The sequence below is a fragment of the Kocuria atrinae genome (genome assembly GCF_039531425.1).
In the GTDB taxonomy this organism is placed as follows: Bacteria; Actinomycetota; Actinomycetes; order Actinomycetales; family Micrococcaceae; genus Kocuria; species Kocuria atrinae.
Window position 1 is genome coordinate 1 of record NZ_BAAAQA010000003.1, and the last position, 25,637, is coordinate 25,637.

20 protein-coding genes are annotated in these 25,637 nt (G+C 61.1%); 6 read left to right on the forward strand and 14 right to left on the reverse strand.

All coding sequences use genetic code 11. The features are described from left to right. Positions 1–105: 105 nt before the first annotated feature. The 3 genes from ABD283_RS01870 to ABD283_RS01880 form a co-directional block, all read right to left on the reverse strand. Entirely contained in the window at positions 106–1,308 is a 1,203-nt protein-coding gene (locus ABD283_RS01870) for an acyl-CoA dehydrogenase family protein (RefSeq protein ID WP_344223374.1), read from the reverse strand. A gap of 67 nt (positions 1,309–1,375) precedes the next feature. Next, positions 1,376–1,801, reverse strand: coding sequence for an acyl-CoA thioesterase (locus tag ABD283_RS01875; RefSeq protein ID WP_344223375.1), 426 nt, complete (start codon positions 1,799–1,801; stop codon positions 1,376–1,378). Continuing rightward, complete coding sequence (locus ABD283_RS01880) at positions 1,794–2,969, reverse strand: CaiB/BaiF CoA transferase family protein (RefSeq protein ID WP_223286331.1); 1,176 nt, start codon at positions 2,967–2,969, stop codon at positions 1,794–1,796. Before ABD283_RS01880 ends, ABD283_RS01875 begins: the two co-directional genes overlap by 8 nt. 122 nt (positions 2,970–3,091) lie before the next feature. Here ABD283_RS01880 and ABD283_RS01885 point away from each other — a divergent pair, with 122 nt between their 5' ends. Beyond that, positions 3,092–4,015: a LysR substrate-binding domain-containing protein gene (locus ABD283_RS01885; protein WP_344223376.1), complete on the forward strand. Its 924-nt coding sequence runs from the start codon at positions 3,092–3,094 to the stop codon at positions 4,013–4,015. On the opposite strand, the gene ABD283_RS01890 is transcribed toward ABD283_RS01885, so the two are convergent. From ABD283_RS01890 to ABD283_RS01935, 10 genes are all read right to left on the reverse strand, one after another. Beyond that, a complete protein-coding gene (locus ABD283_RS01890) occupies positions 4,006–4,887 on the reverse strand; it encodes a 3-hydroxyacyl-CoA dehydrogenase family protein (RefSeq protein WP_344223377.1) in 882 nt (293 codons plus the stop codon). The two genes, ABD283_RS01885 and ABD283_RS01890, sit on opposite strands and share 10 nt — an antisense overlap. After that, the gene (locus tag ABD283_RS01895) at positions 4,884–5,687 is read right to left on the reverse strand and encodes an enoyl-CoA hydratase/isomerase family protein (protein WP_095796490.1); all 804 of its coding nucleotides are present in this window, start codon (positions 5,685–5,687) and stop codon (positions 4,884–4,886) included. Before ABD283_RS01895 ends, ABD283_RS01890 begins: the two co-directional genes overlap by 4 nt. After that, positions 5,684–7,837, reverse strand: a complete 2,154-nt coding sequence (locus ABD283_RS01900) for a TRAP transporter permease (protein ID WP_344223378.1) — start codon at positions 7,835–7,837, stop codon at positions 5,684–5,686. The genes ABD283_RS01895 and ABD283_RS01900 overlap by 4 nt, the downstream gene beginning before the upstream one ends. After that, on the reverse strand, positions 7,834–9,018 hold the full coding sequence (locus ABD283_RS01905; protein WP_344223379.1) for a TAXI family TRAP transporter solute-binding subunit: 1,185 nt from the start codon (positions 9,016–9,018) through the stop codon (positions 7,834–7,836). The genes ABD283_RS01900 and ABD283_RS01905 overlap by 4 nt, the downstream gene beginning before the upstream one ends. Before the next feature lie 199 nt (positions 9,019–9,217). Continuing rightward, positions 9,218–10,216, reverse strand: coding sequence for a YeiH family protein (locus ABD283_RS01910; RefSeq protein WP_344223380.1), 999 nt, complete (start codon positions 10,214–10,216; stop codon positions 9,218–9,220). A 306-nt stretch (positions 10,217–10,522) separates the two neighbouring features. Beyond that, positions 10,523–10,897: a VapC50 family PIN domain-containing toxin gene (locus ABD283_RS01915; RefSeq protein WP_344223381.1), complete on the reverse strand. Its 375-nt coding sequence runs from the start codon at positions 10,895–10,897 to the stop codon at positions 10,523–10,525. A 253-nt stretch (positions 10,898–11,150) separates the two neighbouring features. After that, entirely contained in the window at positions 11,151–11,636 is a 486-nt protein-coding gene (locus ABD283_RS01920; protein WP_031272988.1) for a helix-turn-helix domain-containing protein, read from the reverse strand. Positions 11,637–11,685: 49 nt separating this feature from the next. After that, positions 11,686–14,844 (reverse strand): type I restriction endonuclease subunit R, encoded by a 3,159-nt coding sequence (locus tag ABD283_RS01925; RefSeq protein ID WP_344223382.1) that lies wholly within the window; start codon positions 14,842–14,844, stop codon positions 11,686–11,688. Continuing rightward, on the reverse strand, positions 14,844–16,142 hold the full coding sequence (locus ABD283_RS01930) for a restriction endonuclease subunit S (RefSeq protein WP_344223383.1): 1,299 nt from the start codon (positions 16,140–16,142) through the stop codon (positions 14,844–14,846). Before ABD283_RS01930 ends, ABD283_RS01925 begins: the two co-directional genes overlap by 1 nt. Beyond that, on the reverse strand, positions 16,142–18,115 hold the full coding sequence (locus ABD283_RS01935; protein WP_344223384.1) for a type I restriction-modification system subunit M: 1,974 nt from the start codon (positions 18,113–18,115) through the stop codon (positions 16,142–16,144). The genes ABD283_RS01930 and ABD283_RS01935 overlap by 1 nt, the downstream gene beginning before the upstream one ends. Positions 18,116–18,285: 170 nt before the next feature. On the opposite strand from ABD283_RS01935, the gene ABD283_RS01940 reads away from it, so the two are divergent. The 5 genes from ABD283_RS01940 to ABD283_RS01960 all read left to right on the forward strand — a co-directional run bounded on the left by ABD283_RS01940 (position 18,286) and on the right by ABD283_RS01960 (position 24,224). Then, positions 18,286–19,482, forward strand: a complete 1,197-nt coding sequence (locus ABD283_RS01940) for a Fic family protein (protein ID WP_344223385.1) — start codon at positions 18,286–18,288, stop codon at positions 19,480–19,482. Positions 19,483–19,580: 98 nt separating this feature from the next. Further along, positions 19,581–20,087: a Fur family transcriptional regulator gene (locus tag ABD283_RS01945; protein WP_344223386.1), complete on the forward strand. Its 507-nt coding sequence runs from the start codon at positions 19,581–19,583 to the stop codon at positions 20,085–20,087. A 76-nt stretch (positions 20,088–20,163) separates the two neighbouring features. Continuing rightward, entirely contained in the window at positions 20,164–21,666 is a 1,503-nt protein-coding gene (locus ABD283_RS01950; RefSeq protein WP_344223387.1) for a catalase, read from the forward strand. A gap of 143 nt (positions 21,667–21,809) precedes the next feature. After that, a complete protein-coding gene (locus ABD283_RS01955; protein ID WP_344223388.1) occupies positions 21,810–22,820 on the forward strand; it encodes an o-succinylbenzoate synthase in 1,011 nt (336 codons plus the stop codon). Positions 22,821–22,919: 99 nt separating this feature from the next. Next, a complete protein-coding gene (locus ABD283_RS01960; RefSeq protein ID WP_344223389.1) occupies positions 22,920–24,224 on the forward strand; it encodes a DUF2254 domain-containing protein in 1,305 nt (434 codons plus the stop codon). On the opposite strand, the gene ABD283_RS01965 is transcribed toward ABD283_RS01960, so the two are convergent. Next, entirely contained in the window at positions 24,208–25,527 is a 1,320-nt protein-coding gene (locus ABD283_RS01965; RefSeq protein ID WP_344223390.1) for an MFS transporter, read from the reverse strand. The two genes, ABD283_RS01960 and ABD283_RS01965, sit on opposite strands and share 17 nt — an antisense overlap. Between the last annotated feature and the right edge of the window lie 110 nt (positions 25,528–25,637).

The following is a 25,637-nucleotide window of genomic DNA, read 5'->3' on the forward strand; positions in this document are numbered from 1 at the left end:
ACCGGGAACAGGCCCTTGCCGTATAGGCTCTAACCGCTAGACCAGTCCAACTACTGGGGACCAGTTCAGAATGGGTGCCGGGGTTCCAATGGTCGTGTCTACCGATTACTTGCGCTTGCGGGTGAACGCAGAAATACCGGTGACTTCGCGGCCCACAATGAGTGCCTGCATGGAGTCGGTGCCCTCGTAGGTGGAGACGACTTCCATGTCCGTGAGGTGGCGGCCGATGTGGTTCTCCAGGAGGATGCCGTTGCCTGCGAGCATGTCGCGGGCAGTACGGCACATGTCCAGGGCCTTGCGGGAGGTAAACATCTTGACCATGGATGCCATGGCATCGGTGAGCTGGTCGTTCTCCGCCAGGTGAGCCATGCGGGTGCACATGAGCTGCATGGCGGTCAGATCCGCGAGCATGGTGGCGAGTTTTTCCTGCACGAGCTGGAAGCTGCCAATGGGGGCACCGAACTGCTCGCGGTCCAGGGCGTATCGAGCTGCGATCTCGAAAGCAGCCATGCCATGGCCCAGGGCCTCCCAGGACGCGCCTCCGCGGGTGGCCTTCAGGACCAGGTTGACGTCCTTGAAGCTGTTGCAGTTGGGCAGGCGGTTCTCATCGGGGATTTTGAGGTTCTCGATCACGATGTCCGCCTGGTTGATGGCGCGCTTGGCGATCTTGCCCTGGATCACCTCGGGTCGGTAACCCTCGGGGTACTCGCCGTTGTCCTGCTTCTCGACTACGAAGGCCTTGACCTGGCCATCGGCTTCATCGCGGGCGTAGAGCACGATCACGTTGGCGGCATGGCCGTTTCCGATCCATCGCTTGTGGCCATTGATGACCCACTGGTTGCCTTCCTTGCGGGCGGAGGTTTCCAGGGAGACGGAGTCAGAACCGTGATCCGGTTCGGTCAGGGCAAAGGCGCCCGTCTTCTCGAGCTTGGCCATGACCGGGAGCCAGCGGTTTCGCTGTTCCTCGTTACCGAGCATGTAGATGCTGCCCATGCACAGATTGGAGTGCACGCCCAGGAACGTGTTGAACGAGCCGTCGATACGGCCGAACTCGCGAGCCACAATGCCCGCAGTCTGACGTGAGAAACCGGGGCACCCGTAACCGGGGATGAACGAGCCGATGATTCCCAACTCTGGCAGCTTGGCGAACACCGGCTCGGGGTGTTCCGCCCGCTCCCAGTACTCATTGATGGTCGGCAGGATTTCCTTCTGGCCGAAGGCTCGGACTTTGTCCCGCAGCTCAATGTCCTCGGGGGAGAGGTCCTGGTCGAGGAGGAAGAAGTCAGGATGGTCGATGATCGCGGTCATGGTGGGCCTTTCAGTAGCAAGTGATTGGGCGGTGATGACCGCTTCGTGGCGGTCTTGAAGGTCAGGGTTATTCGGTGATGAGCGCGCTCGAGAGAGCCTGGCGCATCTGATCGTCCAGGGGTTCGGGCTTCTGGGTTTCGGGGTTGAGCTGGACGATCGCGGTTTCCGCCACGACGCACGGTTTGTCGTTCTGGTGGAGTTCGTGGTGCACGGTGTAGGACGTGGAGCCGATCCTGGAAATCCACACGTGCGCCCACAGCTCAGGTCCGTAATTGATGGGCCGAAAGAAGTCCACGTTGAGCGAGCGCACCACACGAGGTCGCGCACCGTTGGGCATGGTGCCCGTCCAATGCAGGGCAGCACGCACCCGCGCTTCCTCCACCAGCGTGATCGCACGAGCATTGTTGACGTGGCCGTTTGCGTCTTGATCGGACCAACGCAAGTCGATCTCACGCGAGAACTTGGTGCCTTGCGGTTGGTTGGTCTCAGTCATGACGACGGCGCTCCTCTAGCCATGCGAGCACGGTTGCTTGATCTGCCCCCAGAGCTGGTGGCGCTTTGTCGTAACCGACGGGCGTGCGGCTGAAGGACATGGGGTTCTTGATGGTGGGAACAGCATTCTCGCCAGCGCCGGTCTCAACCACGGGGTTCAGGCCCAGGCGCTCCGCGTATTGCACGCCCTCATCGATATTGAGGATGGGCGCGCACGGAATCCCTTGGGCCTGCAACTTGGTGAACCATTCGTCGGCGGTTCCGGTGGAGAGAGCTTCTACCAACATGGGCCGGAGAATGTCGCGATGGTTGTTACGGCCCTTCATCGTGGCAAAGCGTTCGTCATCGGCCAGGTGTGCCACACCCAAGGTGTCCACCAGTCGCGCGAACTGGTTGTCGTTGCCCACGGTGATGATCAGGTCTTTATCACTGGTGGGGAAGGGCCCGTAGGGATAGAGGCTCGGGTGATCGTTGCCCAAGCGCTGGGGCACGTTGCCGCAGGCCGCATAGCCGGTGGTCTGGTTGACCAACCCGGACAAGGCGGAGGACAGAAGGTCCAGCTGCAGGTGCTGGCCCTGGCCGGACTGTGCACGTTCATGTAATGCGCCCAGGATTCCGATGGCGGTGTGCAAACCAGTGATCACATCGAACATGGCTACGCCTGCACGTTGAGGCGGCCCGTCCGGGTTACCGGTGACAGACATGAATCCTGACATGCCCTGCACCAGCAGATCGTAGCCCGGCATGGTGCGACCGCCCTCGGTCCCGAACCCTGTGATGCTCGCGTGGATCACGTGCGGCCAGCGCTCCGCGACTGAAGCGGCGTCGAGCCCGAAGCGTTCCAGACCGCCCGGTTTGAAGTTCTCAACGAAAACGTCCGCGGAATCCACGATCTGATGAGCGGTCTCCAGGTCTGCCGGGTCCTTGAGATCCAGCACCACCGAGTGTTTGTTCCGGTTCACGGACAGGAAGTAGGTGCTGACACCGTCACGGTGCGGCGGGATCCACTGGCGGGAATCGTCGCCACCGGGACCTTCGACCTTGATGACTGTGGCGCCCATATCGGCCAGGAGCATGGTGCAGTACGGTCCCGCGAGAATGCGGGTGAAATCAGCAATGACTACTCCGCTGAGAGGGCCCCGGGGAGCCTCGGTGGTTGGCAGCGTCATGAAGGTGACCTCTAAGGGTGGAATCGAATGTGTTTTGAACCACATAACCACCGCTATTAGGCTCTGTCTAATATAAATTGCGTCCCCCGGTGATGCTCGAAACGCAATAAAGGCGGCAATTGATGGAAGTGCACCAGGCCAAGGCGTTCCTCGCGGTTGCCGAAGAGCTACATTTCGGACGAGCGGCTACCCGATTGCGGGTCGCCCAGCCCCCTCTGAGCCGACTCATCAAACAGGTCGAGAAAAGCTTGGGTGCGGAACTCTTCGAGCGCAGTACTCGTCACGTGGCACTCACCCCCGCGGGAAAAGCACTGGTCGAACCGGCCACGAGGCTGGTGGCAACTTCTGAAGAAGCTAGGCAGGCCGTGAGAGACGCTGTCAGCGGCGAGACCGGGCGCGTGCGCTTGGGCTTTGCTGGGGCGTCTATCAATCACAAGGTCGGTGAGCTTGCTCGGCAGGTGAAGGCCAAACGACCCGGCCTCATGCTAGATCTGCACAGTTCGCAGTTCTCGCACCTGGGCCTGGAACGGCTTCTGGATGATTCGCTCGATTTGGTCATCGGGCGCTGGGATTTCATCCCCGCCGAACTCAACTCCTGCATTCTCGCGCTAGAGGAGGTCATGGTGGTGCTGCCCAAGAATCACCGGTTGGCTCATCAGCCGCGCGTGAGTATGGCCAGCCTGTCCGAGGAATCGTGGGTCACCCTGCCGGGCGGAGCGGTATCGGCGCTCTCGAACCGTTTGAACTCATTGGCAATGAGCGCGGGATTCGTGCCACGTGTGGTGCAGACCGCCCCGGATTCCTGGACCCTGGTCGTGCTGGTGGGCGCGGAAATCGGGTGTGCAGTGAGTCTGGATTCCGTGCGCGACAACGTGTCATCTGACGGCGTGGTGTTCCTGCCGCTCGCTGAGGAGCAGCGCCCGCTGGAAGTCAGATTGGTGTGGCGGGCCTCGGACCGCAACCCTGCATTGCGATCAGTGATCCAGATCGCGCGCACGATGTTCGCCGAGGCCCGCCACACCGGTGAGCAGAACGCTCAGTCGTAGCTGTACCAGCCCTGCCCGGACTTTCGTCCGAAGCGGCCGGCCTCATAGAGCTCCTTGATGGCGGGCCGCGGGAGGCTCTCCGGATTTCCGGTTTGCTCGTACTCGGCCATACGGATCAAGTAAACGACGTCCACACCCACCAGGTCCATCAATTCAAACGGGCCCATGGGATGGCGCAGCGCGGTCTTCGCGGCGACATCGATGTCCTCGAAGTCGGCAATGCCCTCTTCGTAAAGCTTGAGCGCCTCGGTGCGGAGCGCACCCAGCAGACGGTTGGCCACGAAACCGGGGGTCTCCTGCTTGAGCTTCACGGGCTTCTTGCCGAAAGACTTGGCCAAGGCCACCGCCGTTTCGACCGTCTCAGCGGAGGTGTGCTCATTGGGAACCACTTCCACGCACTCCATGACCAGGGCAGGGTTGAAGAAGTGAAAATTGCAGACCTTGTCCGGGCGTTCGGTCGCATCGGCCACGCGGGAGGACACGATATTGGACGAGTTCGTGGCCAGGATCGCGTGCGGTGGGCAGATCTGGTCCAGCTCCGTGAACAGTTCACGTTTGATACCCAGATCCTCCACTGCCGCCTCGATGACGAAGTCCGTCTGGGCGGCGCTCCCATCGCGGTCGGTGGTGAATGTGAGCCGATCGAACGCGGCTGCCACGTCCTCCTGAGAACGGCGGCCCTTTTCGACATCGCGATTCATGCGGGATTCAAGTTGAGATTTGGCGCGCTCCACGTACTCCTCGGCGATGTCCACGAGGGCGGTGGTGTATCCGGCCAGCGCGGACACCATGGCGATCTGGGAGCCCATGGCACCGGCACCGATCACGGTGACGTGCTTGGCGCCCTCCAGGGGATTGCTGTTGTCGCTCACGCTTCATCGTCCTTTCGCTGGGCAGCTCGGTAGTCGGGCGTGCGCTTTTCCAGGAACGCGTTGGTTCCCTCGACCTTCTCGGCGCTGCTGTACAGCACCGACTGCGCCAGGCGTTCCAAGAGGATTCCCGTGCTGTGATCGGCGTCGAATCCGTGGCGCACCACGGTCTTGGCCAGCTGAGTGGCCAACGGTCCCTTGGAGAGGATCGTCTGCGCGGTTTCCTTGGCCTTTGACATGAGTTCTTCGGGTTCGACGACGTCCGTCACCAGTCCCATGGTCAGGGCCTCTTGGGCTTTGACGCGCCTACTGGTCAGAATCATCTCGGTGGCTCTACCCACTCCCACCAATCGCGCCAGGCGCTGAGTGCCCCCTGCGGCCGGCATGATGCCCAGGCTGGTCTCTGGTAGGGCGAACTGGGCGTTGGTGGACGCGATCCTGATGTCACACGACAAGGCCAGCTCGTGGCCCCCGCCGAAGGCATAACCGTTGACCGCGGCGATGGTCGGCTTGTGGAACTGTTCGACCTTTTCGTAGACACCCTGCATTGCGGCGCGCAGGCCGTCCTTCGGCTTGCGGACGGCCAGCTCATTGATGTCAGCACCGGCCACAAAGGCCTTTTCGCCGGCACCCGTGAAGATCACGATCTGAGCGTCGTCGTTGGCGGCCAGCTCATCCAAGGCCTGGGAAATTTGGCCGAGAACGGTCGCGTTGATGGCGTTGCGTACCTCGGGGCGGTCGATGGTGATCACGGCGATGCCATCCTGGATGTCCACCGTCACGGTGTTGTCAGCAGAAGTCACTGAGCGGGCTCCTTTTCTTCGGCTTGGGGAATGCGGGCTATTTGGCCGGTGTCCGGGTCAATCACCGGTGCAGGTTTCATGATGCGAACCACCACCGCAGAGACGACCACGATGGCCAGACCGATTAAGGTCACTACGAGACCGGGCAGGAACATCATGAATCCGCCCACTGCCAGTAGGACACGGAAGGGAATCGGGACCTGGCGGTCCACGAAGGACATCCAGCCGCCGATGGCCGCTGCCAGTGCATAGACGGCGATCAAGCTGAACACGAAGGCCAGGGCAACTTCTCCCGGGGGCGCCTGGGCAACCAGGGCGGGGTTGAGGGCGAAGCCGAACGGCACCACGTATTTGACCGCTCCGAGTTTCATGGCAGAGAAACAGGTAGCCATTGGCGAGGCCTTGGAGATACCGGCGGCAGCAAAGGCTGCCAATCCCACGGGCGGGGTGATGTAGGAGACCGAGGCCCAGTAGATCACGAACAGGTGTGCGGCGATCGGATCGACGCCCAGGGCGGTCACCGCTGGGACCATCACGATGGCCAGGAACACGTACGCGGCGGAGATGGTCAACCCCATACCGAGCACGAAACACACTGCTGCGCCGGCCACGAGGAGCAGTATGACGTTGTCGCCCACCAAGGCCACCAGGTCACGCGACAGTGACAGGGCCACACCGGTGGCGCTCAAGCCACCCAGGATCAGACCCACACCGGCAATGATGGCCACGATCTGACCGAGGGTCTTGCCCACGTCCACGCCCAGGTCGATCCACTGCGAGGGACCGAACTTCAGGCCGGGCTTGATCAATGCGATGACCAGCAGCAGACCGACTACCCAGAAGGGGACCTGGGATTCGGAATCTCCCACGAAGAGCATGACGGTCAGTAGACCGAGTGCGGCCAGGTACGGCCAGCCGGCGATCAGCGAGGCACCCGCACGGGGCAATAGGTGCTTGGCGGTGCCGCGCAGACCGCGCTGCGCGGCATAGCCGTCGATCTGGAAGAAGATGCCCAGGTAGTAGAGCAGGGCTGGGATCGTCGCGGCGATGAGGATGTTGGTGTAAGGCACACCCACGAAGGACACCATCAGGAATGCCGCGGTGCCCATGATGGGCGGGGTGATGGAACCACCGGAGGAGGCTGTTGCCTCCACCGCGCCGGCCACCTTGGAGCTAAACCCGGACTTCTTCATGGCTGGGATGGTCATGGGGCCGGTGGTCAGAACGTTGGAGACGGCCGAACCGCTCATCATGCCCATGGCTGCGGAGCTTGCCACGGAGACCTTGGCGGAACCACCGCGGTAGCGGCCGAAGATTGCCATGGACAGGTTGTGGAAGAAGTCCGCGCCGCCGGTGTGCTGGAGCACGGTACCGAACAGCAAGAAACCCACCAGGATGGTGCCAGCGGTCTGAAGCGGCAGCCCCAGGACACTGTCCGCGCCCATGGTGTGAACCTGGGCCAGTGTGGGCAGGTCGTAAGAGATGCCCTGCAGGAAGGAGAGCGGAATGGCACCGGCGAATAATGGGTACACCGAGAACGCGAAAGCAATCACGGTCACGATCCAGCCGGACCCGCGACGCAGAGCCTCCAGCACGATGATCCAGAACACGAAACTGAGCACGGTGGCCAGAGTGGGCGCAATGAACTGCCAGCCGTATTCCTGGATCTTCACACCGTTCACAGCGAAGTACCCGCACGTGCCAATGGTGACCAGAATCAGAAGGATGTCGTACCACGGAACTCCGCGAGCGGCGTCGGCGGTCTTGCCAGGGCGCGCTGCCGAGGAACCATCGCCGTCAGATCGTTCAGTAGTCTCTGCGCCCTTGGCCGGCTCCTTCTTCTTGACCAGCGGGGTGGCGATGAAAACGATCGGCACGAAGCACGCGATGAGCAGGTACAGGAACGTATTCGTCAGGACTGCCAGACCACCGATGTTCCAGAAGAACACCTGGTTCATGGTCAGGAGGATGCCGGCGACGGACAGCGCGATAATGACCCCGCGCCAGAAGGGGGTCAGGCGAGGGTTGTGGTCATGGAGCACGGCGTCGCCGGCGTGCGCGTGGGTATCGGCGAACGGATCCACATCCTGCGCCACGGACTGAGCGGATGGCTGACCGGCGGATTTGGCGGGTTGCTGGACGGTGCTCATGCCGCACCTCCGTTATCTGAAGAGTTGGGAAGGTCATCGATGGTGGGGAGCTTGGGTAGGTTCTCGCGCTTCCAATCGACCCACTTGGCGGGCACCTCGGGGTCGTTCTTATGCTGCTCCCAGAAGTCCGGCCAGGCCTCCGCCATCCGTTGTTCCCTGTCCAGCAGGGCGTCGTTGCGGGTTTGAAGGTCTTTGGTCCAGCGACCTTTCTCCTTGAGGAAATCGACCATGGCCTCGTGGAACGGGACCACCATCGGGTCCAGCAGGATCTGGTCGAAGGCGAAGTTCTTGGCGTCCGGGGTGGCGTTCTTGTAGTCCTCGAAGTACTTGTCCATCGCTGTGACCAAGCGAGTGACCTCGTCGTAGGGGCGCTCCGCCAGGGTGGTCAAGGGAATGGAGTACTGCATGTTGACCGCGGACTCGCCGTCGGCCATGCCTGCGCCGTCCGTGAATCGACCGGGGATGACCATGGGGGCGAGTTCTTCCCAGGTTTCGTAGCGGGACTGGTCGTTGCCGCCCAGGTCCAGCCAGCGGATCGGGTACTGCGAAGCAAGTTCCTCCACGTTGGCGCCCACCACGTTTTGATACATGGCGTCCAGCTGTCCGGTCTTGACCGCCTCGATCTGGCCGCCGTAGGAGATGTCCACCATTTCGACGTCCGACCCGGTGAGACCGCCGTAATTGAGGATGGCCTCCAACTTGCGGTTCATGGACGTGCTGGCGACCAGGCGAGGGTACTTTTTGCCCTTGAGGTCGGCCACAGTCTCGATGCCGCTGTCCTTGCGAACCAGCACGCCGTAGTTGCCCGGGGGTGTCCACACCTGGCGCAGGGGTTGGGGTCCCCACTGTTCGGAGGCGAACTCGTCGTTGCCTTCAAAGGCGTAGTAGTACTCGTCGCCCGCTCGGGAGTACTGAGCGGTGCCGTTGATCAGTGGAGCTAAGCGGCCAATGCCGGTGTCAGAGGTCATGAGTCGGATCTGGCGACCCGTTTTACCGGTCAGCGTATTGGCTATGGCGGCGAGGTCGTTGTAGGTGCCCGTGCCCACGTTGTAGGTGGACCACACGAGCTGTTCGGAGCGATCGGTGGCGCGGGGCCCCGAGGCGCAGCCGGAAAGTACGGCCAGTGCGGACAGTGACGTCATGCCCGTGAGCAATGAGCGTCGACTGATGGAACTAGGCATATTGCCTCCGTAGATCACTGTTGGAGAAAAATCGCTCGGCATGGGCGCGAGGATCAAAAGGCGCCGCGCGGTCGCGAAAACCGGCGTTGTCCATTCTTACCGTCATTGTGTGATGCGCAACACTACAGAGGGTAATTCATGTCTAACCGGTCATAATCTGATTCATGTGAGGCAATGGGCTTCGAATTGACCACGTTCGCTACGCCGGCGGAAACACCAACGTCCCACCCAGCGACACTGCCATGATCACCAACGTGGAGAGCAGCCCCAGGATCACCGGGCGTCCACCCACCTTCAGTAGAGATTTGAAATGCACGCCCAGCCCCAACGCGAACATGGCGGCAGCCAGTAGAAGGGTCTGCACAACTTGTAAGACCTCGAGAACTCCTTCTGGGAGAACCCCGGCTGAGCGGACCAGCATGGCGATCACGAAACCCACCACGAACAGCGGGACCAAGGGTGGGCGCTTGCCGGTGCGCTGCTCGCCTCTCCTGTTCATGTACACGGTGATGCCAGCGATGACCGGGGCCAGCATGAGCACACGGGCCAACTTCACAGTCACGGCAACAACCAACGCACCTCCGCCGACGGCGCCGCCCGCCGCCACCACCTGGGCCACCTCGTGCGTGGAGCCGCCGATCCACATTCCTAAGGATTCGTCGGATAGTCCGATCAGGCGACCCAGGAAAGGCGCCAGGGGAATCATGATGGTTCCGAAAAAGACCACCAGGGCTAGAGCCGTAGCTGTTTCTTCTTTGCTCGCTTTGGCGGTGTCCTCTGTCGCGGCCACGGCAGCCGCGCCACAGATCGAGAACCCGGACGCGATCACTAACCGCTGGGCCAGACCGATGCCCATCAGCTGCCCCATCCACAGTGTTGCCCCGAAGGTCACGGCAACGGCCAGGATCACCACGAGCAGTACGCCCGGGCCCAGGTCGAGAATGGTCGACAGTGACAATTGGAAGCCCAGAAGGATGATCCCCGTGCGCAGCAGCTTCACGGAGGAGAAGTCCACGCCGGAGTTCAAGGTCTCCGGGAGCGGCAGCAGATTGCGCCACAGGGCACCTAACAAAATGGCGATCAAGAGGGCACTGAGTCCTGGAATGGCTCCCGAAACGAGCCAAGAAACGCCGGCAACCAGAAGGCAGACAGCTACCCCCGGAATGAGATGTGTTGTCTCCCTGACACTGCCGACCATGCCTCCGAACCTACCGCCAATAGCGCGGCGGCCTCCGGAGCTGGAGGCGTGGTTACTCGGCGGTGGCTTACGATGCACTGAACGCGCATGTCAGACCCTAATCGGTGAATGACCGGACTTTCTCACTCAGCCCCAGCCGCACGGTGGGCCACTCGCGGTCGATGATCGAAAAGACGACGACGTCGCCCACGTTTCCCTCCCGCCGTACACCGTGATTGCGCAGTACCCCGTCCTGCTTGGCGCCGGGTGAACCCGACCTTGTAGAGATCGTCTTCCGCAATGGCCTCCGCCAGCTCGAGAGCGTGCTCAATTGTCAACGGTCCGAGATTGACCAAATCTCCGCTGAGGTGCGCCCTCGTGACCGGCTGCGAACGAAGGTGCTTTCTGAGCTAGTTCATTGGCGAACAGTGGCAGTCCCGCCTGGGATAGTCCGTGAAGATATTCACCCCAAGTTATCTTCGGATTACGCATATCTGTGACCACTTCATGAGCGATCGCGCACACCGTTGGAGTGTCTAAGTCCAATTGATCGAGTAGGAAGTCATCGGGAGATCTAACCCCAATGTCGTAAGGCCTGAGCGAGGTGGCGGGGAAGTCTTTCCCATTGAAAGTAACAATGAGCTCAGCACCTGCTCGCACCGCAGCTGCCAGCACGTGCCGGTCCTTGAGATCGCTGGTCATGCCTGGCACTAAGCTCTCGTAGTTCTCTACAAGAGCAGTCGGGGAAGAAGTTCCGCATGGCGTCTACTCGCCTGCGGGCGCTTGATGGCTCCTTGCTGAGCTTCCCTACCAAGTTACGCTCTACCTCGTCCAAAATTTCATCCGACCAAAGCGGCCTGAACTGTTTGGCTGTTGCTAAGCGAAGGAGTAGATCTGTGATTGGCATCGGGATCAGCACACAGGCATCGAGTACCACTGGAAACGACATAATCGGTCACCGAGTGGACGAGTCTGTTGGAGTGTCGAAGTAGGTGCCGTCGTTCGCTGCTTCTTGGGTCGCCAGTCGGAGACCTTCGCGACGTCGTTCCTCTAGATCTTTTTCGTAACCAACGAGGTCAGTCAGAAGCACTCTGCGATGCCTGCCAACTTTCGTGAAAGGGATGTCACCTTGCTCCAACAGCTTTACCAACGTTGGGCGGGAGATCCCAAGGTGATCGGCGGCTTGTTGGGTGGTCAGCCTTGTGTTGGTAGGCACCACAGACACGCCTCGATCGTTGGCGAGCGCGTCCACCACGTGAGTAAGCAAGAAGTAGACCTCTGCGGGGATCTCCTGCTTGTCGCCAGCGGGGGACACAAGGTAGGGGATCTGCCTGTCTTTCGCGGCGGGAGTGCCATCGAGGAATCGAGAAAGAGCCTTGAGCTCTTCCTTATGCGCAGGGCTGGGCGCCACGGTTGATCGTTCCTGGGCGTTGGTTGTCATGACTCCAGTGTAGTAAATAATCGAAATATTCGAAACGGTACCCGTGGCCCTAACTAGCCTCCCCACGCAACCGCTCATACAACCCGTTAGCCAGCAGCAGCGACACCAACTCCCGCTGCCCCAGCTCCTGCAACCGCTTGGAAAACTCGGCCGACCCCATCTGCTGAGACCAAACCCCGTCACCAGAACGCTCCACCAAGTGCGGTGAGAACGCGAAGTCCGCCTTGGTGTTGTTCCGCGCCTGCATCTTGAGCTTCTCGTCCTCAGCCACGATGGACGTGTACTGCTCCATACCAGCCACCAGGAACTGTTCCCCGAGTTCCAAATCCCCGAACAGTTCATTGACCCTCTCGATCAACTCCGCCTTGGCAGCCCGCTTCCGCTCCTGCTCGCGCTTCATCCCGGCCTCGGTCATACCCTGCAGCCCAGAGGCCTCGCCCTCTCGGAGCTTCAAATCTGCCTCGCGCTGCTTCTCCAGGCGGTAGTGGGTGAGCACCACGTCATCGGCGTCGACGATCTCCCGCGCTCCCGAATCCAGCTCCGAATTGAGCCGACGCGCCAACAGATCCGCGAACACCGACAACTTCAAGTAGTACTCGTCCCCGAAGTTCAAGATCTGGGAGAAGAACGCGTACGCCTTCACAAAGTTGGTCAGCAGCGAACGGAACTCTTCGAGCTCCTGGCGGGCCTCGGCGTCGTCGTCATAAATTGCGCGCTCCCACTTGTGCATGAACCGCTCGACCGCGGGGTCCATGCCCGCAGACAGGCCACTGTGCTTACCCCGCACCTTGGCCCACGCGGTCCACACTTGGTTGACCTCGCCTCGCGTGTAGATGCCCGAAGCATCCAGCTTGGTCATCTGCTTGGCCACCAGGTCCGGGTCTGAGGCGGTCTCAATCTCGGCTTCCTGGTAGTACTCCTGGAACGCCTCGAGAATCTTGTCCGGGTCATTGGCGAAGTCCAACACGTACGTGTTGTCCTTGCCGTCCGCTCGGCGATTCAGGCGTGACAGAGTCTGCACCGCCGCGATTCCGGAAAGCTGCTTGTCCACGTACATAGCAACCAACAGCGGTTGATCGAACCCAGTTTGATACTTATTGGCAACCACCAGGATGTTCTGGTCGTCCTGCTTGAACAGCTCGGCCAGGTCCCGCCCGTGGCGCTCGGGGTTCATGGAGGATTCCGTCACCTCGGGCACCTCCACACCCGGGAGAGCGGAGACATCCGGGTCCGGCAGAGATCCTGAGAACGCAACCAGCGTTTTCAACGGCAGATTTTCCTGCTCGATGTGCTTCTGGAACGCACGCTGATACCGCACCGCCGCCGCGCGGGAGCCGGTGACCACCATGGCCTTGGCGCGCCCACCCAGTTCGTGTCGCACCGTATTCAGGTAGTGCTTGATGATGACGCCCACCTTCGAATCCACGTTGGTGGGGTGCAGCTCCACGAATCCGATGTACGCGCGCGTTCCCTTGCGCACGTCCACCTCAGTTTCTGTTGACGACGCCGCTGCCTCCCGCTTCCTGCCCTCCGGCACGTTCTCGAGGTCGGTGCCTCGCAGTGCGATTCGAGCGGCCAATTCGTACGAGGTGTAGTTCTTGAGCACATCCAGGATGAAACCCTCCTGGATGGCCTGCTTCATCGAGTACAGGTCGAACGGCTGGGGTTTGCCGTCCCCTACCTTGACGCCAAAGAGGTCTAAGGTCTTGGCTTTGGGAGTAGCCGTGAAGGCGAAGTAGCTGATGCGCTTACCGTCATCGGCCTGAGCGGCCATTTGTACTAGCGCGTCCTGGTCAGCACCGGGTTCCAGCTCGGTGTCCTCGCCCACGTGCGCTGCCGAGGGGTCGTTCAAATACAACAGGTCCTTCACCGACGACGCCGCCGCGCCCGTTTGCGACGAATGCGCCTCGTCCGCGATCACGGCAAAGCGCTTGCCCGCGAAGGTTCCGCCTTCCTCGCGAATCTTGGATAACGCATAGGGGAAGGTCTGGAGAGTTACGCCGATGATCGGTACGCCAGCCGTCAGCGCTTCCAGGAGCTTCTTGGTCTTGGAGCCCTCATTGCCCGAGGTGATCGGCTGGAACTGGCCCGTCGTGTTCACAAGCTGGTCTACAGCGTCCTGCAGCTGGCGATCCAGCACCTGACGGTCCGCAATCACGAAGACGGTGTCGAAGACCTTCTCGCCCTCCGCCGTGTGGAGACTCGCCATGCGGTGGGCCGTCCAGGCAATGGAGTCGGTTTTACCCGAACCCGCCGAGTGCTGGATCAAATACTTGTTGCCAGGTCCATCCACGCGAGCTGCCTGGGTTAAACGAGTGACGGCCCGCCACTGGTGGTAGCGAGGGAAGCGGATCTGGGCCTTAGTAGTTTCCCGGCCGGTCTTGGGGTCCTTTTTCTTCTGATGGTTCACGTAGACGAACTTGGTCAGGATGTTGATCCAGGTGTCCCTGTCCAGGATCTCGTGCCAGAAGTAGGAAGACTTGGCACCATCCGGGCACGGAGGATTGCCCGTTCCGTTGTTATGCCCCTTATTGAAGGGGAGGAAGAACGTTTCCCCACCTTTGAGATCAGTGGTCATGTACACGTCGTTGTCTGTCAGGGCGAAATGCACCAAGGCCCCGCGAAATGGGGTGAGCAGTGGCTCGCCTGCGGGGAGGCGATCGAGCTTGTACTGCTGGATCGCATCCTGGAGCGACTGCGTGTAGTTGGTCTTGATCTCGATGGTTGCCATTGGCAGACCATTAAGAAACAGCACCAGGTCGATGCGGTCTGCTTTTTTCGTGGAGTAGCGAACTTCTTGCACTACGCGCAGGCGGTTCTTGGCGTACTTCTCCACGATGTTGGGATTGCGATCATCTGCTGGGGGCATCTGGAGCATCTTGAACTGTCGGGCACCGGGAACCGAGAACCCCTTGCGGAGGACATTGAGGACGCCGCCACCGTCGTTTTCCGGTTGCTCCAGCTGACTCGCGATGCGATCCAGGATCCGACGTTCACCCTTGGCACGGGCGGCCTCGTTGTCGGTATCCGGAACGATGCGGGCGAAATTGTCCGGATCGGTGTCCTCGAGCCAACCCAGGACATCCTCGGGGAACAATGCCCGCTCCCTGTCATAGCCCGAGGAATTGGGGGAGTTCAGCCACCCATGATCTCCGAGGTACTCAGCGATCTCCCGCTGTAGCTCCTTCTCCTGGTGCAGTGCGTTCACTAGGACTCCTTGTATAGACCCTGAGCGATGTCGTCTTCGAGCTGTTCTGCTGCAGGTTTGTTCTTTGCTGTGACGTCGATCTGACCCGTGACCGCAGCTGTGATGAGTGCGGCGCGGCGTTCGCGGGCGAGGGCGATCGCCTGCGCAGCTTCGGATGACAGGACTTCATGTGACTGCCAAAGATCGTCAAGAGAGTCGGCGGTGCCTCGTTGTTCGTCCAAGGTTGCTATGGGTATGGGGGTGCGGGCGACCTTTTCTGCGGTGAAATGAGGCATGGAGGCCACCGACGATACTGTCGTTATATATCCACGGTGACGCAATAAAATCAACGCGTAGGTGAGATAACGCCCGTCATTATCGAGTGTTGGGCGTACTCGAATGATGGAGTTCTGAAAGCCAGTTTCAGGTAGGTTTTTGGGGACGAACGCCGCGCGCCCATATCCACCGACACCGCCCTCAACGACAACGACATCTCCCTCTCTGAGGTCCAATGCGCGCTTTTCGTTCGTAGTAAAACGCATCTTCTTCATGTCGTCCAATTTGAGCCATCCCATTGGTTGGACATTGGCTGCTCTCAGGTAGTCCAGATGTAAATCATCGCCTGACGCAGCCTTTGTGTCGAGCATCTTTCCTAGAGATACGTGTCCAAACCGCTTAAGTGGGGCCAATTCATGTTTCAAGAGCGAGCTATCATGAAATATGCTTGGGTATCGAATTTTAGTTCCCACGCTAGCCATTCGGTGCTCAACGAGCAGTTCAATAAACTTTTGTTGGTCATTGATGAAGGCATCGATTTCGGCGGTCTCGTGGTCGAGGTAGTCCGCGATCCGCTGCTGCTCATGAAGAGGCGGAACCGGAATGGCTATATTTTTCATCTCCGACCATCGCGTGCTCCATAGGTCGGCCACGATACCAGTTCCGAATCGATAAAATTCTTCTTGAAATCCATAGCTGCGAATTAGATGGTGAGCAAATTTGGGAACGATGGAGCGAGGCTCCAAGACGGTATTTATGACGGACACCGAACCATCACGGGGTGCCAACCCGGAGGATCCCTTCCGGTCAGAGCGGCTATTGATTACCAAATCATTTAATTTGACTCGCTTCTTGGGTGCACCGTCGTAGGACAGAGCAACATCCCCAAGTTGCTCAACTACACCGGATTTTGTCACTGACAGCGGTGCGTCATTTTCTGAAGTAGTTTGTTCTTTTCGCTCTTGGAAAGCAGAACCGAGAGGAACTATGCGCCACTCCTTCGGTACTGAAAAGATCCATCCCGTGTCAGAAGCTATCGTCATCACCGCTTCACCTCTTCCAGCCGCGCGCGAATGCGGCCCAGTACCTCATCGAGATCACGGTCAATCTCTTCCAGCGGTCGCGGGGGTACGTACTCGTAGAAGTGCCGAGTGAACGGAATTTCTGCACCTTCTCGAGTTTTGGATTCGTCGATCCATACATCAGGAACGAAAGGCTTTACCTCACGTTCCAGGTACTCGTGGATGTCCTGATCCCAGGGAACGTTCTCGGTATCCCGCAGTGTGGAGTCCGGCTCTGGCTTGCGAACCCGGTTGAGCACGACCTCGCCATCCCCATCCCGTTCGCTGAGCTCGTTGACGACTACTTTGAGAACCGCTGGTTTCAGGGCGAGACCCGCTTCATTCAGCACATCCGTCAGGTGCTTGCTGAAGCTATCTCGGTTGGTGAAGGCCTCACCGGACGAACGCTGGGACTGGAGGTCGAGGGCGGAACGGAGCGAAGCGGCGTCGTCGGCGGGGAGCTTCGCGATCTGTTTGGCTGCCATCACGCGTTCGATGCGGTCGGCGGTGTAGGCGAAGTTCAATTTGAGGGGACGCTCGACCGTGATGGTTCGGTAGAAGAAGTCCTCGGTGCGGAAGATCTTGGAGCGTTTGGAGTCGGCGAACTCGTCGTAAAGGGCGGCGATGTCCTCAATGTTTTGGGGCGATAGTTCCTTGCGCTTGGAACCCACGGATTTGCGCATCTTGACGAACATGTCGGTGGCGTCGATGAGCTGGACTTTGCCACGGCGTTCCGGGGCCTTGTCCTTGGACAGTACCCAGATGTAGGTGGAGATGCCGGTGTTGTAGAACATGTCCGTGGGGAGGCCGATGATGGCTTCCAAATAGTCGTTGTCGAGGATCCATTTGCGGATGTTGGACTCGCCTGAGCCTGCGCCGCCGGTGAAGAGCGGGGAACCATTGAGAACGATGGCCGCGCGGCCCGCTGCGGTTTCCGGCTGGCTGGCATTGGGCTCACGCATTTTGGAGATCAAGTGCATGAGGAAGAGGAGCGAGCCGTCCGAGACACGGGGGAGGCCCGGGCCGAAGCGGCCGCTGAACCCAGCGAGGGTGTGTTCGGACTCGACCTCCTTGCGGTTCTGCTTCCAGTCCACGCCGAACGGGGGATTGGAAAGGCAGTAGTGGAAGGTGCGGTTCTCGAACGCAGGGTTGGTGAGGGTGTTGCCCAGGACGATGTTGTCGATGGGCTGGCCCTTGACCACCATGTCCGCCTTGCAAATGGCGTAAGAGGCGGGATTGATCTCTTGGCCGAGGAGGTTGACCTGGGCTTGGCTGTTGAGTTTCTTGATTTTGTCGTCGGCAACGGAGAGCATGCCGCCGGTGCCGGCGGTGGGGTCGTAGACCTCGCGGATCACGCCGGGTGTTGAGAGATCTTCCTCGCCGTTGAGGAGGAGCGTGACCATGAGGTCGATGACCTCGCGCGGGGTGAAGTGCTCACCGGCGGTTTCGTTGGAGGCTTCCGCGAATTTGCGGATCAGCTCCTCGAAGATATGGCCCATCTTCTCGTTGCTGACCGCATCAGGATGGAGGTTGGCCTTGGAGAAGTGCTGGAGGATCTGCAACAGGAGATCGTGGGAGGCGAGGTCCACGATGGTGTCCTCGAACTTGTAACGCTGAAAGATGTCACGAACGTTGCCGGAGAACGCGTTGACGTAGTCGCGGAGGTTTTCTTCGAGGTTGTCCGGATCGCCTTGCAAGGACTTGAGGTCGTGCTGGGAGCGGTTGAAGAAGCTGTAGCCGTGATCCGTGCGGCTTCGAATCATTGCGATGGGCGGCTCGGTGTCCACGTAGGTGGGGCCGATGGCCTCAAGGACGGCTTCCTTGGTGGGTGCCAGCACCGCATCCAGTCGGAACAGGACCGTGAACGGCAAAATGATGTCACCGTACTCGTGCTGCTTGTAGGTGCCGCGGAGGATGTCTGCGGCACCCCAGATGAAGGATGCGTGGTTGAACACTGTGAGTGGCTGCCTTACTTGGTGAGGTGGGGGCTCTTGCTGAGTTTAAGGGCGACGGGCCCGTTGGGCATGTAATCAGGCCGTTCGAGTGACATGCATTTAGAAGTCATAATGCGCGATGAGAAAATTATGAGAAACTGGAGTAACTCATAATCCATCGGAGCATCGTTATGACTGAACACCAGGGGTGGCCACCCATCCGCCACGAGGAACAGCTGTGGGTTCCTGCTACTCAGACCACGTGGGGTGTCGGTACGGAACGAGGTGCGCGGGGCGCGGCCTATCGTTCGGCCGTAGTGCCGGCCATTGCTGGTAGAGATCCCATACTCAGTTCTGACATCCGTCGAGCCGCAGAAGATGCCGAGCGAGAACTTGCACGCTTTGACGCGGAAGTGGGTCAACAGATTGCGTCATTCGCACCGGTGCTGCTGCGATCGGAAGCGGCGTCGTCATTGCAAATCGAAAACCTGACGGCTTCGGCCCGGGCGATTTTCAGTGCTGAACTCGGTGCAAAACGAAGCCGTAATGCAGAGGAGATCACGGCGAACACGTTGGCGATGCGAGCCGCAATCGACCTGGCTCGCGATCTCACTGTGGCATCGATTCGCGAAGTGCATCGAGTGCTCATGGGGGATCAGCCTCGGCACACTCCGGGGGAATGGCGCGATCAACCCGTGTGGATCGGGGCGCGCTCCGACTCTCCGGTAGGTGCTACCTACGTGGCCCCGCATCATCCACATATTCCGCATCTCATGGACGACCTGGTGGTCTTCATGAACGATTCATCGTTGTCTCCGCTTACATCTGTGGCTGTGGCGCACGCTCAGTTCGAGACCATTCACCCCTTCAGCGACGGCAACGGCCGAACTGGCCGTGCGCTTGTGCAGTCGATGCTGCGACATCGGGGTGTAACTAGGAATGTTGCGGTTCCCGTTTCGGCGGGGCTCTTGGCCGACGTCGAGGGGTATCACGTAGCCCTGACGGCATATCGGGCGGGGGATGTGGAGCCGATAGTTCGCCAGTTCACAGATGCTTCGCGGCGTGCTGTCAACAATGCCCGCAGGCTGGTGGCGGACATCGAGCAGATTCGCCTGAGCTGGGATGAGCGTCTCAAAGCCCGGCGAAACTCCAACGCCTGGAAACTACTCGATGTTCTGGCCCGCCGGCCAGTGCTCAACAGTGCTGCCGCAGCTGAGGAGCTCGGGGTGAAACGGCCGAACATCTACCCGCCGCTACGGGCATTGGTGGAGGCAGGCATCGTGAAATCAAAAGCCGAACATCAGCTCGGCCCTTTCTGGCGCAGCGACGAGGTGCTCGCCGCTATAGACGCTTTTGCGGAGCGGGCCGGAAGGCGGTCGGCCGATTGAAGGGTGGGTGCGCCAGCGGCTCAACCCACGCCAGCCACACTTCGTTAACCCCCACGAAACCTTTTGATGAGTAACTCAAAATATGACATAGTCCAGGTATGACCTCGACCACATCATCCGAGCAGCCCAAGGGCCAGGAGAGCTTCGGCGACACCGCCGTCGCGCCCGTGCCGTGGGCTGCGCGGATCCGAGAGGCCGGGCTGCGAGTTACCAAGCCTCGGTTGGCCGTGCTGGACGCTCTTGAGCGTTCCCCGCACGCCACCGCGGACGAGGTGCTCGCTGCCGTCCGCACGGTAATGCCCAGCATCACCGTGCAGTCCATCTACGTGGTGCTCCACTCACTCACCAACGCCGGATTGTTACGCCAGCTCGACCTGGCCAACTCTCCGTCCCGGTATGAGACTCGGGTGGAGGATAACCATCACCATGCGGTGTGCACGGTGTGTGGGCGTATCGAGGACGTTGCCTGCGCTGTTGGGCACGCTCCTTGTCTGACCCCCGCTGACACCCATGGAATGAACATCCACGTGGCCGATGTCGTCTACCAGGGCGTGTGTTCCGATTGCTCGGCCGTGCAGGCTGACAAGATGGCCGTGCTGGCGTAGACCCTTAGTTCTCCGGAAAACCCACCTGGGCAGACCGGTTTGTTCACCCGACCCAAACCCAACCAAGGAGTACGTGATGACGGAAACCACACCGCACGGCACTGGTTCCACCACTCAGGCAGGTATCCCTGCAGTCAGCGACCGCAACTCGCTGACCACCGGCCCCGATGGGGCGATCGTTCTGCATGACCACCACTTGGTGGAGACCCTGCAGCACTTCAACCGCATGAACGTTCCCGAGCGTCGTCCGCACGCCAAGGGTTCCGGTGCTTTCGGCACCTTCGAGGTCACCGAAGACGTCTCGAAGTGGACCAAAGCCGACTTCCTGCAGCCGGGTAAGAAGACCGACATGTTGGCTCGTTTCTCCACCGTGGCCGGCGAGCTGGGCTCCCCGGACACCTGGCGTGACGTGCGCGGTTTCGCGCTGAAGTTCTACACCGAAGAGGGCAACTTCGACCTGGTCGGTAACAACACCCCCATCTTCTTCGTGCGCGACCCAATGAAGTTCCCGCACTTCATCCGCTCGCAGAAGCGTCTGCCGGACTCCGGTCTGCGTGACGCCACCATGCAGTGGGACTTCTGGACTCAGAACCCCGAGTCCGCTCACCAGGTGACCTACCTGATGGGTCCCCGTGGTCTGCCGAAGACCTGGCGCAACATGAACGGCTACGGATCCCACACCTTCATGTGGGTCAACGAGGCCGGCGAGAAGTTCTGGGTCAAGTGGCACTTCATCAGCAATCAGGGTGTGGAGTTCCTCTCCAACGACGAGGCCGAGGCTCTGGCCGGCTCTGACGCCGAGGCTCACCGCCGCGACCTGTTCGATGCGATTGAGCGCGGCGAGCACCCCTCGTGGGATTGCTACGTGCAGGTCATCCCCTACGAAGAGGGCAAGACCTACCGCTTCAACCCCTTCGACGTCACCAAGACGATTTCCAAGAAGGACTACCCGCGTCACAAGGTCGGCACCATGACCTTGAACCGCAACCCGAAGAACTTCTTCGCGGAGATCGAGCAGGCCGGTTTCTCCCCGGCCAACGTGGTTCCCGGAATCGGCATGAGCCCGGACCGCATGCTGCTGGGTCGTAACTTCGCCTATGCGGATGCTCAGCGCTACCGCATTGGCACCAACTTCCAGCAGCTGCCGGTCAACCGCCCGAAGAACGAGGTGCACACCTACAACTTCGAGGGCAACATGTGGTACGACCACAGCGGTGACCGCCGCACGTACGTGCCCAACTCCTTCGGTGACTCCTGGTCGGACGAGACCGGTCCCGTGGACAACGGCTGGGAAGATGACGGCGCGCTGGTGCGCGGGGCTCAGGAACTCCGTCAGGACGACGGCGACTTCGTCCAGGCAGGCATCCTGGTCCGCGAGGTCTTCTCTGACGCAGAGCGTGACGGATTCGTCGAGACCGTTGCCGGCGCCCTGGACGGCGTGCAGGAGCCGGTGCTGTCCAACGCCTTCCAGTACTGGAAGAACGTTGACGCCACCATCGGTGAGCGCATCGAAAAGGCTGTCAAGGACAACTCCAAGGACGACGCCGTGCCCGGCATGGGCGTTGAACAGGGCAAGTAAGGTCTGAATTCTTCATCACTCGCCGCCGCGCGGTGTGATGGATGGACCTGAGCGAACGGTCCGGCTGGATTCTCCAGTCGGACCGTTTGCATGTTCAAGGGCGGGTTGATCTATGCAGCCCCATGCGCGCCTACCCTTGAGGCATGACCTCCCTGTACGCCCTAAACCTCCCGCCCGTCGAAGATTTCCTCGATACCGTCCGCGTGGTCGCGCTTCCAATGCGCGTGAAGTTCCGTGGGGTCACGGTTCGCGAGACCGCGATCTTCCAGGGCCCCGCGGGGTGGGGCGAGTTCGGACCGTTCCCCGAATACCAAGACGCGGAAGCCTCCCAGTGGCTTCGCGCCGGCATTGAAGCAGCCTGGCAAGGATTCCCGGCACCCCTTCGGACGACCATCCCCGTCAACGCGACGGTTCCGGCGGTTCCCGCGGGCCGGGTGGCTGACGTGCTCGATGGATACGGCGGAGCGGTCCCCGCCGTGAAAATCAAAGTCGCCGAGCGTGGCCAGACTTCGGCTGACGACGTCGCTCGCGTGGCTGCCGTCCGCGACCTCCTTCCGGACGCCGAGCTTCGCGTGGACGCGAACATGGGCTGGGACGAGGATCAGGCCGTCGCCGCGCTGACCGAGTTGGCGGCATTCGATCTCGAGTACGCCGAACAACCGGTAGCCAGCATCGAGGGCCTGGCCGCCGTGCGTCAGAGGCTGCGGGACAAGAACATTGGCCTGAAGATCGCCGCGGACGAGTCTGTGCGCAAGGCTGAAGATCCGCTCGCGGTGGCCCGTGCCGGTGCAGCTGACCTGATCATCGTGAAAGTGGCCCCGCTCGGGGGAGTGCGTCGAGTAGTCGAGATTGTCCGGGAAGCGGGACTGCCCGCCGTCGTCAGCTCAGCGATCGACAGCTCGGTAGGAATCCGCGCCGGTGTTGCGCTGGCCGCCGCGCTACCCGAGCTGCCGTACGCGTGTGGACTGGGGACGTTGTCCCTCATGGAGGCGGACGTAACCCGCGAACCGCTCAAACCGCAGGACGGCTTCATCCCCGTGCGTGACGTTGCCGTGGACGAAGGTCTGCTGGAGGAGTTCGCTGTGACGGGGGAGCGGCGGGACTGGTGGCTCGATCGGATCCGGCGGACGCACGGCCTGCTCGAGCAAGGCTGATACCCCCCCTCGACCTCGACGGTTAGCTGTCGCAGCGCCACAGGGCACGCAGATCAGCAATTCCTCAGACCTGGGAATCCGCCGAACTAGGCTGTTTCCGTGAACAAGAAATCCGGATTCTGGCGCAGACTGGTCAATCAACTGTGGTTCGTCCCCGCAGCCTGTGTGCTCGGTGCAATTCTTCTGGCGCAGCTCATGGTGGGCCTGGACCGAATGATCCCCCCGGATTCGGACAGCATCTGGGTCGACTGGGTCTATGCCGTGGGAATCGACGGGTCCCGCTCGATGCTCTCGGCCATCGGCGGTTCCATGCTGGGGGTTGCCGCGACCGCGTTCTCGATCACCATTTCGGTGGTGGCCACCGCGAGTTCCACCTACGGCCCCCGGTTGGTGCGGAACTTCATGGCGGACCGCATCAACCAGGTGGTCCTGGGCGTGCTGGTCTCCACGTTCATTTACACGCTGCTGGTGCTGCGGACCATTCGCTCGGCCTCGGACGACCTCGCCTCGCCCTTCGTGCCGCACATCGCCGTCAACTTTGCGGTGCTCCTCGCGATCGCCGACGTCGCTCTGCTGGTCTACTTCATCCACCACATCGCGGATTCGGTTCAGGTCAACACGCTGGCGCACGGAGTCCGACGTCGTTTCCTCACCGTGATCGAACGCTGGTACCCGGAGGAGACACCCGAGGAAATGACCCGCACCCTCAGCGACCGCCCCGGAGGTGAGCTGATCAGGGCGGAGAAGACCGGCTACATCGTGGACATGGATTTTGAGAAGATCCGTTCCTGCGCGGAGGAAAAAGACCTTCGGGTCACCATGATTCCGGGGGTCGGGGACCATATCCTGCCGGGCGAGCCGCTGTTTCGGGTCTGGCCGGAATCGCTCGCGGACGACGTGGAGAAGACATTGCGGGGCTCGGTGGCCCTGGGGGACTCGAGGTCCGCGCTGCAAGACATCCGTTTCGCGGAACAACAGGTCGTGGAACTGGCGGTGCGCGCGCTGTCCACGGGGACCAACGACCCGTACACAGCGATCAACGCCGTCCAGGAGGTGGCCCCCGGGATCGTCACCGCCGTATCTCGACCGGTACCCGGAGACACCGTGGTGGTCGATGGCGTCCCGCGCTTCAGCTACCGGACCATCGGCCCCGCGGAAATCGTGGACATGCCCTTCGACCAGATCCGTCCGCACATTTCAGGCCAGGTGGAGGTGGCAGAAGCGCTCATCGATCTGGCGGCCAGGATCGAGGCGGCCACCATTCATTCGTCGATTGAGGACCTTGCACGGCAGCACGTGAACCTCGTGGTGGAACAGTTCCGTCGGGACGATCCCGTGGACCGGGACCTCAAGCGGGTAGAGGACTATGCCGCGAAGCGTCTGACGTTCACGAGCGAGGGCTAGCGGACGTTGCAGGAACGTATAGCCGCAACTTGAGTAGCGCGAGCGCGGCGAGCACCACGATCACGGACACCCCGATGTAGAGCTGAGTCGGAGTCCACCCGGCGTCCAAGAGCACGCCCACCAGAATGGGTGCCAGGATCGCACCGAACCGGCCCACGCCAATGCCCCATCCGACGCCGGTGGTGCGCACCGCGGGAGCGTAGGTTTGCGGCGCCACGGTGTAGAGGCCGGCCACGCAGCCGTTGATGAGCATTCCCACGATCACGCCGCTGAAGAACGCGAGGGTCGGCATGGAGGTGGTCGTAATGAACACCACCAGGGTCACGGCGGAGAGCAACGAGAACACGAGCAGGGTCAGGCGGGCATCGCGTCGGGTGGTGATCGCACCGTAAAGCAGGGCGCCGAACGTTCCGCCCATGGTCAGCATGATGCCGCCCACGATGCCCTGTTGTTCGGTCATGCCGGACTCGACCAGCAGCTTGGGCGTCCAGGAGTTGGCGAAGTAGAAGCCGAACATGATCACGATGAACGCGATCCACAGCATCAAAGTAGGCACGCGGTAGCGGCCGTTCAAGAGTTGGGCCACGCTGCCCTGGTTAGTGGCGGCGGCGTCGGGCGGGCCCAGAACGACGTCGCTCGGCAGGCCGATGCGGCGAGCAATACGAGCGATCTTCTCCTCCGCGTTCCTGGGCCGGCGGGCGCGATAGTAGTCGACCGACTCGGGTAACAGGGCCGCGGTGAGCACGATCCCGACCACCGTGAGGATCGCGCCGGTCATAAACACCGAACGCCAGCCGAAGGTGGGAATCAACTGGGTTGCACCCATGCCGCCGAGCGTGGCACCCACGCCGTAGCCGGCCGCGTAGATACTGACCGCCATGCCGCGGTTGCGGTTGTTGGAGTACTCGCTGGTGAGCACGGTGATGGTGGCCAGGATGCCGCCCACTCCTATCCCGGTGAGCACGCGCCACAGCCCCAGTTCCACGGCGCTGCCGGACGTTGCAGACAAGAATAAACCCAGGCCGTTCAGACCCAGCGCGAGCAGGAGGATGTTCCGCCGCCCGTAGCGGTCCGCGAATGGACCCAGGAGTAGAGCGCCGGCACCCATGCCGATCAGGCCCGCGCTCAGCAGCCAGCCCAGCTGGGAACCGGACAAGTCGAACTCCGCGGTCACGGAGGTGGCGGTGAATGCCATGGCCAGAACGTCGTAGCCGTCCAGGGCATTCAGGAAGGTGGCCATGGCCACGATGATCCACTGGTAGACGGACATCGGGGACTGATCGATGGCGCGACGAATGTCCAAGGAAGTGCCTTTCGGGGGTCTGTCACCGATGTTGGGTGACGGCTGGCGCGAATCGGAAAATCTCCGCATGTGCAGCCTAGTCAGGGCTGACGGGTTAGGTGAGACTGATG

Excerpts from the sequence above, each read along its gene's own strand:
- ABD283_RS01910 (WP_344223380.1), bottom strand. The coding sequence starts at position 10,216 with ATGGTCGGCAGTGTCAGGGAGACAACACATCTCATTCCGGGGGTAGCT.
- ABD283_RS01940 (WP_344223385.1), top strand. The coding sequence starts at position 18,286 with ATGACTGAACACCAGGGGTGGCCACCCATCCGCCACGAGGAACAGCTG.
- ABD283_RS01945 (WP_344223386.1), top strand. The coding sequence starts at position 19,581 with ATGACCTCGACCACATCATCCGAGCAGCCCAAGGGCCAGGAGAGCTTC.
- ABD283_RS01955 (WP_344223388.1), top strand. The coding sequence starts at position 21,810 with ATGACCTCCCTGTACGCCCTAAACCTCCCGCCCGTCGAAGATTTCCTC.
- ABD283_RS01870 (WP_344223374.1), bottom strand. The coding sequence starts at position 1,308 with ATGACCGCGATCATCGACCATCCTGACTTCTTCCTCCTCGACCAGGAC.
- ABD283_RS01880 (WP_223286331.1), bottom strand. The coding sequence starts at position 2,969 with ATGACGCTGCCAACCACCGAGGCTCCCCGGGGCCCTCTCAGCGGAGTA.
- ABD283_RS01885 (WP_344223376.1), top strand. The coding sequence starts at position 3,092 with ATGGAAGTGCACCAGGCCAAGGCGTTCCTCGCGGTTGCCGAAGAGCTA.
- ABD283_RS01950 (WP_344223387.1), top strand. The coding sequence starts at position 20,164 with ATGACGGAAACCACACCGCACGGCACTGGTTCCACCACTCAGGCAGGT.
- ABD283_RS01875 (WP_344223375.1), bottom strand. The coding sequence starts at position 1,801 with ATGACTGAGACCAACCAACCGCAAGGCACCAAGTTCTCGCGTGAGATC.
- ABD283_RS01915 (WP_344223381.1), bottom strand. The coding sequence starts at position 10,897 with ATGACCAGCGATCTCAAGGACCGGCACGTGCTGGCAGCTGCGGTGCGA.
- ABD283_RS01920 (WP_031272988.1), bottom strand. The coding sequence starts at position 11,636 with ATGACAACCAACGCCCAGGAACGATCAACCGTGGCGCCCAGCCCTGCG.
- ABD283_RS01900 (WP_344223378.1), bottom strand. The coding sequence starts at position 7,837 with ATGAGCACCGTCCAGCAACCCGCCAAATCCGCCGGTCAGCCATCCGCT.
- ABD283_RS01930 (WP_344223383.1), bottom strand. The coding sequence starts at position 16,142 with ATGACGATAGCTTCTGACACGGGATGGATCTTTTCAGTACCGAAGGAG.
- ABD283_RS01905 (WP_344223379.1), bottom strand. The coding sequence starts at position 9,018 with ATGCCTAGTTCCATCAGTCGACGCTCATTGCTCACGGGCATGACGTCA.